The 13516-nt window shown below is 33.9% G+C and carries 13 protein-coding genes, 1 tRNA gene and 4 pseudogenes; 10 read left to right on the top strand and 8 right to left on the bottom strand.

The features are described from left to right. Positions 1-124 precede the first annotated feature (124 nt). The 3 genes from ACP3VS_RS04420 to ACP3VS_RS04430 all read left to right on the top strand — a co-directional run bounded on the left by ACP3VS_RS04420 (position 125) and on the right by ACP3VS_RS04430 (position 2581). Positions 125-1585 carry a protein adenylyltransferase SelO gene (locus tag ACP3VS_RS04420; protein ID WP_036164431.1) on the top strand — a complete coding sequence of 487 codons (1461 nt, stop codon included), beginning with the start codon at positions 125-127 and terminating at the stop codon, positions 1583-1585. 109 nt (positions 1586-1694) lie between these two features. Beyond that, positions 1695-1859 carry a DUF2639 domain-containing protein gene (locus tag ACP3VS_RS04425; protein ID WP_080695228.1) on the top strand — a complete coding sequence of 55 codons (165 nt, stop codon included), beginning with the start codon at positions 1695-1697 and terminating at the stop codon, positions 1857-1859. Between the two features lie 59 nt (positions 1860-1918). Next, on the top strand, positions 1919-2581 hold the full coding sequence (locus ACP3VS_RS04430) for a YqjF family protein (protein ID WP_031419368.1): 663 nt from the start codon (positions 1919-1921) through the stop codon (positions 2579-2581). A 24-nt stretch (positions 2582-2605) separates the two neighbouring features. Here ACP3VS_RS04430 and ACP3VS_RS04435 read toward each other — a convergent pair whose 3' ends face one another. Both ACP3VS_RS04435 and ACP3VS_RS04440 read right to left on the bottom strand, forming a co-directional pair. Next, entirely contained in the window at positions 2606-3274 is a 669-nt protein-coding gene (locus tag ACP3VS_RS04435) for a hypothetical protein (RefSeq protein WP_227256901.1), read from the bottom strand. 74 nt (positions 3275-3348) lie between these two features. Continuing rightward, on the bottom strand, positions 3349-4095 hold the full coding sequence (locus ACP3VS_RS04440; RefSeq protein ID WP_012295550.1) for an SDR family NAD(P)-dependent oxidoreductase: 747 nt from the start codon (positions 4093-4095) through the stop codon (positions 3349-3351). A gap of 223 nt (positions 4096-4318) precedes the next feature. On the opposite strand from ACP3VS_RS04440, the gene ACP3VS_RS04445 reads away from it, so the two are divergent. Beyond that, positions 4319-4392 (top strand) — tRNA-Arg (locus ACP3VS_RS04445). A gap of 94 nt (positions 4393-4486) precedes the next feature. Here the strand turns inward: ACP3VS_RS04445 and ACP3VS_RS04450 are convergent. Further along, positions 4487-5662: a tyrosine-type recombinase/integrase gene (locus ACP3VS_RS04450; RefSeq protein WP_036164412.1), complete on the bottom strand. Its 1176-nt coding sequence runs from the start codon at positions 5660-5662 to the stop codon at positions 4487-4489. 231 nt (positions 5663-5893) lie between these two features. Here ACP3VS_RS04450 and ACP3VS_RS04455 point away from each other — a divergent pair, with 231 nt between their 5' ends. Further along, the gene (locus tag ACP3VS_RS04455; protein ID WP_036164411.1) at positions 5894-6106 is read left to right on the top strand and encodes a hypothetical protein; all 213 of its coding nucleotides are present in this window, start codon (positions 5894-5896) and stop codon (positions 6104-6106) included. 364 nt (positions 6107-6470) lie between these two features. Here the strand turns inward: ACP3VS_RS04455 and ACP3VS_RS04460 are convergent. The 4 genes and pseudogenes from ACP3VS_RS04460 to ACP3VS_RS04475 all read right to left on the bottom strand — a co-directional run. Continuing rightward, positions 6471-6746 (bottom strand): annotated as a pseudogene (locus tag ACP3VS_RS04460) (flagellin); the annotation flags it as partial. Between the two features lie 1287 nt (positions 6747-8033). Further along, positions 8034-8465 (bottom strand): annotated as a pseudogene (locus ACP3VS_RS04465) (flagellin); the annotation flags it as partial. A gap of 1026 nt (positions 8466-9491) precedes the next feature. Further along, positions 9492-9743: pseudogene (locus ACP3VS_RS04470) on the bottom strand (tyrosine-type recombinase/integrase); the annotation flags it as partial. A gap of 364 nt (positions 9744-10107) precedes the next feature. Then, the gene (locus ACP3VS_RS04475; RefSeq protein WP_080717375.1) at positions 10108-10293 is read right to left on the bottom strand and encodes a hypothetical protein; all 186 of its coding nucleotides are present in this window, start codon (positions 10291-10293) and stop codon (positions 10108-10110) included. Positions 10294-10375: 82 nt separating this feature from the next. On the opposite strand from ACP3VS_RS04475, the pseudogene ACP3VS_RS04480 reads away from it, so the two are divergent. The 3 genes and pseudogenes from ACP3VS_RS04480 (at position 10376) to ACP3VS_RS04490 (ending at position 11529) form a co-directional block, all read left to right on the top strand. Continuing rightward, positions 10376-10885: pseudogene (locus ACP3VS_RS04480) on the top strand (ERCC4 domain-containing protein). Positions 10886-11046: 161 nt separating this feature from the next. Beyond that, positions 11047-11295, top strand: a complete 249-nt coding sequence (locus ACP3VS_RS04485; RefSeq protein WP_036164410.1) for a hypothetical protein — start codon at positions 11047-11049, stop codon at positions 11293-11295. 78 nt (positions 11296-11373) lie between these two features. Next, positions 11374-11529: a hypothetical protein gene (locus tag ACP3VS_RS04490; protein WP_155272993.1), complete on the top strand. Its 156-nt coding sequence runs from the start codon at positions 11374-11376 to the stop codon at positions 11527-11529. A 452-nt stretch (positions 11530-11981) separates the two neighbouring features. Here the strand turns inward: ACP3VS_RS04490 and ACP3VS_RS04495 are convergent, their stop codons facing one another. Further along, complete coding sequence (locus tag ACP3VS_RS04495) at positions 11982-12242, bottom strand: hypothetical protein (RefSeq protein ID WP_426388412.1); 261 nt, start codon at positions 12240-12242, stop codon at positions 11982-11984. Between the two features lie 528 nt (positions 12243-12770). Here ACP3VS_RS04495 and ACP3VS_RS04500 point away from each other — a divergent pair. Further along, positions 12771-12932: a hypothetical protein gene (locus ACP3VS_RS04500; protein ID WP_207889344.1), complete on the top strand. Its 162-nt coding sequence runs from the start codon at positions 12771-12773 to the stop codon at positions 12930-12932. Between the two features lie 105 nt (positions 12933-13037). After that, on the top strand, positions 13038-13307 hold the full coding sequence (locus ACP3VS_RS04505; RefSeq protein WP_426388413.1) for a hypothetical protein: 270 nt from the start codon (positions 13038-13040) through the stop codon (positions 13305-13307). Positions 13308-13516 lie beyond the last annotated feature (209 nt).

The following is a 13516-nucleotide window of genomic DNA, read 5'->3' on the forward strand; positions in this document are numbered from 1 at the left end:
TACGACCTAAAAATCCGCCTTACTCTTAAAGTAAGCGGATTTTTAGGTTGGATGGTAAAATTGACTAGGGATGAATGATGTTGAAATAGAAAAAATAAAAGGAAAAGGTAACAAAGGAGAAAATATGGAAAAGACAATTGGCTGGAATCTAGACAATAGTTATGTACAATTACCAAGTATTTTTTATTCCGAAATGACATTAAACCCCGTTCCTTCACCTAAATTAGTCCTGTTAAATGAAACGGTTGTTGCGTCATTGGGATTAAATAGTCAAGCTTTAAAAAGAGAAGAGGGCATAGCTGTATTAGCGGGTAATAAAGCACCTAGTGGTAGTAATCCTATTGCGCAAGCGTATGCAGGTCACCAGTTTGGGCATTTTAATATGTTAGGCGATGGAAGGGCCCTTTTATATGGTGAACAAATAACACCCTCAAACGAACGCATGGATATCGCGTTAAAAGGATCTGGAAGAACACCTTATTCCCGTGGTGGGGATGGAAGAGCCGCATTGGGACCTATGCTTAGGGAGTACATTATTAGTGAAGCGATGTTTGGGTTGGGGATTCCTACTTCTCGAAGTTTAGCGGTAGTGAGCACAGGTGAAACGATTATCCGTGAAACTGACCTACCTGGTGCTATCCTTACGAGAATTGCCAGCAGTCATTTACGGGTAGGGACCTTTCAATATGCTGCACAATGGGGAACAGACGAGGAGCTCCAGACCTTAGCAGATTATACATTAGAACGACATTTCCCCAATTATCTTGGGAACACAAATCCCTATCTTTATTTACTACAGGAAGTCATAAAAAAACAAGCATCCCTTATAGCAAAGTGGCAGTTAGTGGGCTTTATTCATGGGGTCATGAACACAGATAACATGACCATCAGTGGGGAAACCATTGATTATGGACCATGTGCGTTTATGGATGCCTACGACCCAGCAACCGTGTTCAGTTCCATTGACCGACAAGGACGTTATGCATATGGTAACCAGCCAAGCATGGGGGGCTGGAACTTAACACGGTTGGCAGAGGCGTTACTTCCTTTAATTCATGAAAATCAAGAGCAGGCCATTGAACTTGCTCAAGCTGCCCTAGAACAATACCCTCAGTTGTACGTTCAAAACTGGCTAAAAGGAATGCGAGCAAAATTAGGATTATTTGATGAAGAGCAAGACGATATGAAGCTTATAGAAGAACTTCTGCAGCTTATGCAACAAGACAAAGCAGACTATACAAATACGTTTATCGCCCTAAGTTTTGACCATATCGACAAAACCTCATTATGGCGGACTTCAGCATTTAAAGAGTGGCATCAAAAATGGCTCGCACGATTAGCGAGACAGCCACAAACAAAAGACATGTCCCAACAATTGATGCGCCAGCATAATCCTGCTGTTATTGCACGTAATCATAGGGTAGAGGAGGCATTGGAAGCGGCTGTAGAGCGGGAAGACTTTAGTGTGATGAATAAATTAGTAACAGCCCTGTCCCAGCCCTTTGCCCACACAAATGAACAACAGGAATATGCTTCATTACCAGAGGCGTCTAGTCAACCATATCGTACTTTTTGCGGCACATAAGAAGACAACGAGAGGGAATGCTCCTCTCGTTTTTTTATTATGCCATGACACCATACCCAAACCAGGCGCATACCCTATGTATGAATAAAGGTAAAGGGGAATGGATTTGATGCACAAATATTCAAAAGGTTGGTTTGTAAAAGAGTTACGAGCATATGGCATTCTAGTACATCCACAACTTAAAAGTCATTTAGGTTTATTTAAAGAATCTGAATTACGAAATCTATATTATCGCTATGTAGAAATAGAAACGACAGAGCAGGAACAAAAATAGCCTTTATGGTTTGAATAACTCCTTTCTAGGAAAAAATGAGGGTAGAAAGGAGTTTTACTATGTGGATGATAGCACAGACATGGCAGGATGTACTATTTTTACATTGGCCGGTATCACCCCTAGAATTAGAAAAGCATTTACCTCCAGAAGTAGAGCTAGATTTATTTGCACATGATGCCTGGGTGAGTGCGGTTCTTTTTAAAGTGCATGGGCATCGCTTGCGATTTCTGCCACCTATTCCGGGCTTGAATACCTCCTTACAATTGAACGTACGAACATATATTGAGTATGAGGGCAAGAAAGGCATCTATTTTTTTCATTTAGATGTGACCAATTTTATCTTCTCAAAAATAACAGCATTGGGCAGTTTACCATATCGATACTCAAAAATTATAGGAACGCAAAGGAACAATGACAATACCTATACCAGCTATTACAAAACGTTGGACGAAAGATTAAGGGTGTCCTATACAATAGGGGATAACACTCAAACTAATTTTGATCAATGGCTAGTCGAACGTTATCATTCATGGGCAAAATGGAACCATACATTATTTCGTATTGATATTCAACATACACCGTGGGATTTACAACAGGCTGATGTGAAAATTCAAAGTAATACGTTAGCTTCTTTTATGAAGGGAACCTTTCAGGGAATTCAACCCATTGCGCATTATGCAAAGAAAAAGGAGACAAAGATTTTTCTTCCAGTGATTGAATGATAAAAAATATTGTAAGTGAGAGCATTAAAAGAGATAACAAAATTGCATGACGATAGCGCCCGCTATCATATCTGACATGGCAAGCGCCTCTGCCTCTATTTCATCAAATATGTCCACGTCGGCTTGATAATTTTTTTGAATCATGGTCACAGCTTCGTTTTTTGTTAAAGACAAATGCATATAAAACATCTTTTGTACGGCCTCCATACTTAAGTATGGATTAATCGTATGCAAAAATTGTGCAATATCGTCTGCATTACGATACCAATCTCTCTCTTTTGCCTCAGCCGTGGCAGTATCCCCTTTAGTCGCAGCAGTCACTAACTGAGCAGCAATAACAAGATGCTCTTTAATTAAAGCCGCATAACGATCTGCTATAGAGTCGCCATAAAAAGGGCGAAGGCAATTGCCCAAATCAGTCGCATTTCTTAACAAACGCTGCTGCACAAAAGGTAAATCTGGCAAATTGAAAACGATGCTAATAATCGTCATCCGTGTCCAATTCACATGCTCCATCCATAGTAATTGATTCATCGCCATATAATCTGCCTCAGTTTTACTAATGCAGTGTCGATGATCAGTTGAACGTAAAAAATGACGAATCGGTGCTGTATATTGTGTAGAGGGTGATTGGTACAACTGGCTTAATGAAAACCTACTTGAATAAGGGTACAAAACCTCGCTCCTTTTCATTTGTTCTCCTACATTAGCATACTCCTAAGCAGCTCTATGTATGAAAGCAATGAAGGCAAAGGGAAGGTATGACATTAATCCTCGTACATCATTTTCTTTGTCATCCCACCGTCGACCGTTAAATTAATACCTGTAACGAAATCATTCAGCGGATTTGTTAAATAGAGACATGCTTGAGCAATATCCTCCGGTACACCCACTCTCCCTGACAAATGCTGCGCATGATCTATCGGACGAAGCTCCTCATAATTGCCAGTCTCAATCCACCCGGGCGAAATACAATTTACAGTGATCTGATCAGGACCAAACGATCGTGCTAAAGCATGAGTTAATGCCACAATCCCCCCTTTTGTAGCAGCATAGGCTTCAGTAAAAGGCTCAGACATCTCAGCCCGTGTAGACGCTAGAGATACAATCGAGCCACCTTTGACATTGTGCCTCATCACCTTCGCAGCCTCTCTTGCACAGAAAAAGGCACTCGTTAAATTCGTTTGCAAAAGATCATTCCATGCCTCCAACGTAATATCATAAGGAGATGTATGTTGTAACTTTCCAGCATTATTAATTAATATATGAATCGACCCATACTGTTCGACTGCTTGTTTCATTAATGAAACAATATCCTGTTCCTTCGCCACATCCGTATGAACAAAGATGACAGAGAAGCCCTGCTCGAGCAACTCTCTCTCTAATTGCTCACCTAAGCCCTTATTGATATCAGCAATCACCACATTCGCACCCTGTCGTGCATATGCTAGCACAATCCCCTTACCAATCCCTTGTGCACCACCAGTAACAACTACAACAGAATCCTTAAACATCTATATACCTCCTATTGATTTCTAGCCAATATTCTAACAAAAATTTTTATGTTCTTGCTATCGATAAGGCAAAGACGTGGTATAATCTATATGGCGAAAACATATGATAAAACATAGATGAGGGAAACCTTGCCTACATAGTAAAATTATTGTTGACATTACGCCATAAAATACATATAATAAATATTGTCCTTCCTATGGAATACATAAGAAACGACATCATGTCTCAGTAGCTCAGCAGGATAGAGCAACGGCCTTCTAAGCCGTCGGTCGGGGGTTCGAATCCCTCCTGGGACGTCAATAAAAGCCTTACAGCCACAACGGTTGTAAGGCTTTTTATTTTTATGCAAGAATGTATAATTCTTTGTTTGGTGCCCAAGAGGTGCCCAAATCAATCTTTATCATCAAAAAGTTTATCAAAGTGGGAACTGGCTCGCTGATCCGTTTCTTGTAAAAGATGTCCATAAGTATTCATGGTAGTTGTGATATTAGAATGACCTAATCTCGACTGAATAACTTTTGGATGTTCACCAGCATGAATCAAGAGGGTAGCAGAAGTATGTCTTAAATCGTGAAAACGAATTCTAGGTAAATCAGGATTCTTTTTCATAAAACGATCCCACCACTGACTTATTGAATCTGGTCGATAAGGTTTACCAAAATCATTTGAAAAAAGAAAAGTATGTCCTTCCCATACTCGTTCATCGCCAGCCTCTTCTAGTTGATATTTTTTCACTGCAGCCAGCGTTACTAAATCATTCATAATATTTGAAGGAATAGTAACTACTCGTTTTCTTTTACCTTTTGTTTCTTTTACGATAATTCCATCCCCAGTTAAATTAACTAAAGCTTGTTCTATTAATAAGGTATTGTTTTCGACGTTTAAATGTTTTTCTTCAATGGCAACTAGTTCACCTTGTCGAGCAGCACTTACCACGGCTAGTTCAACTAACAACCATTTTTCAGCAGTCTCTCTATTATTTAATCGTTCAAACAATAATTTAACTTGTTCCTCGCTGTAGGCCTTACCTTCTTCATATTTGAGTTTTGGTAGCTTTATATTTTTACAAGGACTCTCCTCGATTAAATTCCACTCAACTGCTACATTCATAATACTAGCGAACGCCTTGTAAATATTATGAATAGTGGAAGGGGCTAACTCGCTTTCTTTGCCGTCTAATCTTCGTTTTTTCTTCTGTAAATCACCTACAAAAAATACTACATCTACTTTTTTAATATCCTTTAATTTGATATCACCGAAAATAGGGAGGATGCGTTTTTCTAAATGCGTACAATTATCATGAAATGATCGTGCACTATAATGTTGTTTAGCATAATTATCTTTCCATCGTGGAAAAAGATGATTTAATGTAATTGATTCAATATCACTAAAATAAACATCCTTATTTTGCTTCATTTCTTCTTCAAACAGTATTAGTTGGCGCATCGCTTCTTTTTCGCTTTTGGCTTCTACATTTTTAGTTTTACGAATACGGCGATTACCTCGATAACCTAAATCTGCGATAAGTTTGAATTTATTCTTACTGATTTTTTGTACATATCCCATTGCTAACAGCTCCTTCGAAACAGAGTACAACGTTATGTTAATAAAATAACCTATTATATTAAATTATCCTTCTTTCTAAATCATCTCATAGTTAGTGATAAAGTATTATTCCAATCGAGCATAATTTTATATTGCAAAAGCAATGAATATATCTCAACAAGCAGTCAACAAGGCAAAAAATAAAGCTATTGATGAAATTAGACTAAATGCTAGTAAATAAGGAGTATCACCATGGAAAATAAAATAGATTCATTAGAAGTAATCGAAATGATGCAACCAAAAATTAAGAAACTGTTATATCAAACGTCTATTGACAATAGAGAAGATTTGGAACAAGAGTTAAATTTGTTAATTATAACTTCAATGGAAAAGATTAAATTTAAGAATATGCCGAGCTTTTCTAAATTAATAAGTTTATTTGAGTACAGTGAAAAAGTTAGCTGATCTACAATTAAATGACACACATTTTATTGTGTTTTTCAATATTAATAAGCTGTTACGATTGTTAAATTGAGAGCTAGCATAGTAGAGAAAGTAAGAGATCCTAATTTTAATATGAAGACATAGTAATCTGCTTATATTATTACTTGATATAAGAGGGGATTTTTCAGCACTTATTATTTAACAAATACATGGGTTAATGTTAATCATGTATTAGTAACTAAAAACTAGAACTAAAAGATATTTTAATAAGATTAAAGACTAGCCAAGCAATTTGCCAGGCTAGTCTTTTTTATTTGTAAAGGTCACTGTTATATAATGAGAAATTATAGTCATTATTAATGTACAATTATATTTCCAAGGTAGATCACTGTAGAAGTTGTAAAATTCCTTCTGGTTGTTTATTTGATTGAGCCAGCATTGATTGAATAGCTTGTAGTAAAATATTATTTTTTGTGAATATCATCATTTCTTTAGCCATATCAGTGTCACGAATACGTGATTCAGCTTGAGTTAAATTATTGGATGTATTACTAAGATTATTCATTGCTTGTTCTAGCTTATTATTATAAGCCCCAAATTCACTTCGATGAAAGGATACAGTTTCAATTGCTTTATTTATTATAGATATTGCTGAACCTGCGCTTGTTTGTGAAGTTAAATCTAAATCACTCAATTTTAAATTTGAAATTCTAACATCACATAGATTAATTTTCATATTCTGATTACTATTAGCACCTAACTGAAAATGTAAAATTCCATTAGGTGAACTGCTTTGGTTTGATTCATCCGGATTTTTTTCTATACTAAAAGATAAATTCTTTGTCTCGAACAGTAATTCTCCTACGGCATTACCAGAGAAATTGTTAATGATACCATCACCATGTTTAGTAAATACCAGATGGTTTGAAGTGTCGAATTCAGCGAATAAGTCAATACCCTTATTAATTAACTGGTTATTAATCTCATTTATTAATTGGTTTGGACTATAACTACCTATAGAAAGAACAATTGAGTGAGTGACTCCGTTAATATCAAAATTAAGCGTGTCGTTTTCACCAGATAGGATATTCATCCCGTTTGATAGGTCTACTCTACCTTGAACTGTAGTATTCGAAGAAGTAATACTACCATTCACTAATGAAGAGGAATCAATAAGTGTCCACCCATCTAAAATGTTTTGAAAAAGAGTATCTTTAGCATTTCCACCGAAATTTCCAAACGTATGATTGCCATCAGTAAGTTGGTATAACCCATCTTGATCTGATGAAGCGATTAATGTAAGTACAGTTCCATCTAGAGGAGGAGAATCTCTTAGATATAAAAACTGTGCTTTTACTGGAGCACCAGCAGCAGTAAATTGTTTATTTAATTCGTTTATAAATTGAGAGTTTATATTTTGGCCACTTTGATTAGGTCCGTAAATTGTGTATGCGCCTGGGCTTAAAGTAATTGAATATGTTTGTGAATCTATATCAAATGTTAAAGTATCATTCACTCCAGAGGTTATAGTAATACCTGGGTTTAGAGTAGGGTATCCATCTATTTTGATATTGCCAGTTCTATTGGAAGCTGAAATTATAGGTGATAAAAAATTAGCTCCGATATTCCCTTTGATACTATTAAAGATTAGATTTTTGTTTGAACTAACAAATTCAATGTTATTAGTTTTATCTGAGAATTTAGCTGTTAAGTCTATCTGATTATTGTTAAATACATTATTAAGTTCTTGTATAAAGTTATTTGCAGAATAAGTATTTGCAGGTATTTGAACTACTTTAGATACACCATTTATTTCTACTTCTAAAGTGTCATTAACGTTAGCTAGAACAGTGTATATTGGTTTATAAGTTAGTGAAGAAATTATTTTAGTAGCTACTTCATCGCTAGGATTTTCTGGGGAGGTAATATCACTCACCTTTTGATTTAAAAGATTTATTGTATTGAAATGTGTGTTATTTGCTATTTCGTCGATTCCGTTTTTCAAATGATTTATTTCATGTTGAATTTTTAAACGATCTTCATAGACCGAAGTATCGTTTGCTGCTTGTATTGCCAATTCTCTCATTCTTTGAAGCAAAGAATGCACCTCGTTTAATGCACCTTCAGCAGTTTGTAAGAGTGAAATACCATCCTGAATGTTTTTACCTGCCATATTAAGACCGCGAATTTGACCACGCATTTTTTCAGAGATTGCTAAACCAGCAGCATCGTCTCCAGCTTTATTAATTTTATATCCAGAAGACAGTTTTTCTAATACACTATTAGTCTTTTTATTATTTTGAGTTAATCTATTATTTGCATTTAGAGATGAGATGTTGTGTCTAATAATCAAAACAGATCCTCCGTTTATAACTTTCATTTAAAATAAAGTATATTTCTAATTTAAGATAATATTACCATTTACCCTTTATTTTTGTAACTATTAGATTAAAACTCCTAATTTATAAGAAATCTCCTCATTTGGTTGAAAGAAATAACGAGAAGGACTCCTAACTTGATATGAAGAAATAGTAACTTGCTATTACTTTATTGAGTCACCTAAGAACTTTTCCGCACTTATTAATTAACAAATACTAGGGTTAATGCTAAACAAGCTTTAATAAATAAAAACTAAATTTTAAAAGATATTTTAATTATACCTACAGGGACACCTTGAGGATTCACTGGCTATGATTATATAGTAGAGTCTTTTAAATGTTTTTTTTGTGGTTGAAATACGCTTTCATTTGATGGAGTTTTTTCATTGATTAAAGCATCCTTTAATTAAAGATAGGATGCTTTTTATTATCTCGATATTCACACAGCTATTCCACATCAAAGATCGTTTGAACCAGTAATGTACAAGGCTGTTTCAATGAATGTGAATCAGGTTGAAGTACTGCATATTGCATCTGGTCAAATGTATCATTGGAGGATTAAAGGTAGGTGCCCAAGGGGTGCCCAAACAAATACCAAAACGTATAAATAGAAGGAAATATTCAATAAGTTTTTAATATATCGGTTGATAAAAAGCTATAAATACAGGTTTTATAGTAATGTATAAAAGTTTAAAAACCTATTACCACAGCCTTCTAAGCCGTCGGTCGGGGGTTCGAATCCCTCCTGGGACGTCAATAACAAATCAAAGGTTGATGTTTAACCGAAATAAAAAGCGCTTGAAACCTTATGAAAATTGGGTTTTGAGCGTTTTTTGTTTGTATGGATATTTATAAGAATCGTATTGAATGACATATAAAAAATAAATTTGGTAAACAAAATGTAAACATGGTGAACAAAGAAATTAAGATGAATAAACATTAATCGCTATTGCTTCATCTCGTTCTTCCATTTCTTTTAATACGTGCGAATAGTGATCAAGGGTTGTTTGAATATCTGAATGTCCTAATCATTTAGAAACAGAATGATTATTAGCTCTTTTATAGATTAAGGCACTGGCATGCGTGTGTCGTAAACCATGAATGGAGATATGTTCGATTCCTAATGCATCTAATGTTTTTCGTAATAATTTATTAGCTCCTTCATTTTTTACTGTTTTTATGGAAGATTGTCTATAGAAAACCAAGTTGTTTTCATTTTCAGGTACCGCCAATATTAGTTTCTTAAATTCATTCATAACTTTCTTATTTATAGATGTTTTTCTTTCGGATTGTTCATTTTTTAATGGTCCAAAACCAGTTCCTCTTTTATAGTCCTATCCTCGGTAAACTTTTAATTGGTTTAGTTTAAAATCCAAACATCTGAAGTGAGTCCTGTTAACTCCCCAAACCGCAATCATGATACAAGCCCCAATAAAATTAAATGGTATGTGCTTGTGGAAGGCGAAAGGCGATAAAAAAAAGTTCTTTGTATAATTTTGCGCAATCATTGTAATTCAAATGTTTATCTTCACTCTTTTTAGCGTTATTAGTAGCGTTTAATTCTAATATCCTTCCTCAATTGCATCCCTTACATACGCTCTTATATGTGTATTGAGCTTTCTAAAAGTCTCCTTTGATTTACCTTTACCATTCATTTAAAAACATTTGGTAATCAGCTCGAGTAATTTTTTGAATCGGTTTATCTTTAAAATGTTCCTTGACCCGTTCAACAGAATTTGAATACCGGTTATAGGTGTTAATATGTTTGTTGGATTTATACAATTCAATCCATTCTTCAAAATAATTCGCAAATGTTTTTTCTTTAACAATTACTTGATTACCTTTTTAATAATAATACTTTTTCTGCAGCTTCTCTTTGTGCTTCTCCTTTAGTCGCAAAACCACCTTTTGAATGATTCATTATGCTTACACCGATACAGAGTTAAACAAAATCATGAAAACCATGACGATAGTGGTTGATACTCGCGAACAAGTAAACGGCCATATTCTTGAATATTTACGCAGCAAGGATGTATCTATTAAATTAAAAAAACTCTACCCTGCCTGGCGATTACACAGCTATGCTGCCGAAAAATGAGGAACTTGGTATCATGCGAGATATTTATTTAAACAGTAGAGAGTTGAACGGAAAGCTAGTGTAGACGAGATAGTAGGAAACTTAGGTAAGGACGAGCGTACATGCTTTGAAAATGAATTAATTCTAACTCAGAATATGCCATTCACAATCTTACTTGAAGATCCAGAAGGATATAAAAAAATTCTAAATGGGACCTACAGAAGTAAATACGATCGACTTGCATTACTTTGCTCATTGAATACTTTCAAAGCTCGTTACGGCTTTGGAATTACGTACTTAAATAATAAGTTTAGTGGGAATTTTATTTACTACCATTTCTATTAACAAATGAAGAACTACCTAAAGAGAGAGGTGTTCTAACTATCATGAACATGTGGAATGAGAACGAGGATTTATGATAAAAAATACATTTCTTAGCTGGCTAATAACCTCGAATAATTTAAAATATATCTTAGGTAATTTAATTAAAGTATTTGGAGGATATAATGGTAAGTTTATTTATTTTACAAGGTTTATCACTTTCGGGTGCTGAAAAGTATTTATTTGAAGCAGGTTATATAGAAGAAGAAACCATCGAGAAAAATAGCCTAGAATGTGACATTATCATAACTTATGTTTATGTACTTTATGATATAGAAGGCAAAGTTATAGATCGAGTTGGCTACGTTGAATATTGTTTTATTGATGAAGATGGTGATCAAGATGCATTTAAAGTTGAATGGATAAGATTATAATACTAAAAGTGTAGCAAGGAATGATTAGAGGATGAAATTGCAGATATCGAATTTAATTTAGAATGTAGTAAAAATGAATTGAAACGTTGGGTGGAGGGCGACTTAACAAAAGTTAAATTAACTTCAGAAAGCCATGGTGCTCAATTAGATGAAATCATTGAAGCTGCTGAACGTGAATTAGCACATAAAATGAATGATTTAGATGAAATGAAAAATCTGATTAATACATTCTGAGGGTTAGATAATCAGATACTGTACAAGAAAATAGTTAAATTAGGTTTAAAGTCAAATATTTGGGGAGTTATAACTACCCTTACAATAATTCAGGTAGAGTGTGCAGCAGAAATGGATAAAAAATTCCCAGGGAAAAGTAATTGTGAGTAAGATAGTGTGGCAAAATAGAATGTAAAAGATGGAGACTACTAAATTGGTAGTCTTTTTCTTTAACTAAAATTGTTAATTTATTCAACCTTCTAGTATATAATTTTGTAGTGAAGGTTGATAAATATTGCATGATTACCCAATAACAAGATATATCGGATTCGCAATAATTGCACTAGCTGTTTTGGAAGTATTGGAAATTACGAATTTCAAACCTTTGTTTTTACTTGGGTTTTCTTTTTCTGCACTTCTACTAACATTTGTTGATTTTATTGAAATAAAAGCAGAAGAAAAAAATGATCCTTTCAAATATAGAAAAATAAAATTGGGTGTTTTAAATACTGTTTCAAAACTTCTCTATCATACCCCAAGAAATAACCTTTTTCGTTAGTAACTACACCTTTCTCATAAATTAACCCTAAGGAATCTTCCATTAATGCAATCTCTTCTAAATTCTCATTTTCTCTTGCATTAGTGTTTTCACTAAATACCCCTAGGATTGAAAACATAGCGATTGCTACTACCATAATAATTTCGAACAATCCATCTTTTATTATAAATGTCATATTATACCTATTGTTGTATATAATACCATTTCATTTTTTTATATTCAATGAATAATTAAATAAGAAAAATAGTGTAGACAACATTATTGTAATAATAATTTGTATAAACAAATTTATATTTGTTTGTAGCTGCATAATAAGTAATAATGCTACAAAGAAAAAAACAGATGCCCAAAACACTTTATTTTTTATTATACTTTTTATAGAGCTCAACTAAAAATCACCTCATTTTAATATAATAAATACCCAATTAATTATACACTAAATTATGTAATAAATGTTGTTTAATTGTATGGATCGGATCTTAATACCACATTCTTGGTAATAAATTCAATTGTTTAGTTATAAGTTAATTCACTAGTGTTCTAGCAAAAAAGTCACGACTCACATTGAGCGTGACCTACCACTTGTTTCCGATATATACGGACAAGCGAACGTGTTTTTTTGTAATTTTGTTAGCAAATATTCGGCGCGCTTTTTGATACTCCTAAAATTTCTGAACAACATACAGAAAAGGATGATGATACGATGAAATTCACAAGCACAACCGCAAAAGCTGCAGTACATGATTATATTCAACAAGCAGTCGATAAAGGATTGATTAATGAATCTTGGTTGGAGAAATTCGATAATGGAACTATGACTAGTGGTGATTTTGAAGGATTGAAGATTATCATTTTCACAACGTAGCGCTTAACAGCAGATGCCTGTTACCTTAATTGGTAATTGGCTTTTTTTTATTACTTATAAGATGGTATAATATAGGTATTAAAGGGAAATTAAGGATGTGAATTTATGAAATGTAAATACTTCTTATATATTATTTTAAGTTTGAGTATATTGAATGGATGTAGCAAGCATGATGAGTTAGAAAAAGGAAAAGCAACCGTCACTGAAGAAGGCGTAACCTTATTGGCTAAGTATGAAAATTTAACAAAAAAGTCGCAAAATGCATTATTAGAGAATTTAGATGACAATAATATAGATTATGTAATTGATAATCAAGGATCTGTGTTTGTAAACATAAAAGTTATGGACAAAGCCATTTCGTGTTGCATGCAATAATATATAGATTTTATTACCACAGATTTCACTTGATAAAATACGAACCAAAATAAAAACTAAGATAACTTAATTGTTGTCTGATATCATCCCCTTTAGGTAGACAATGTTAAAAAAACTACAGTACGCTGTAGATAACATTATACGTAAAGGGGATAATATCACCACCGAAGTGGTTGTCATAAAAGATTCGAAACACTCGTTTACAAAAC

The sequence above is a fragment of the Lysinibacillus sp. VIII_CA genome, assembly GCF_049943995.1.
GTDB classification, from domain to species: Bacteria; Bacillota; Bacilli; order Bacillales_A; family Planococcaceae; genus Lysinibacillus; species Lysinibacillus pinottii.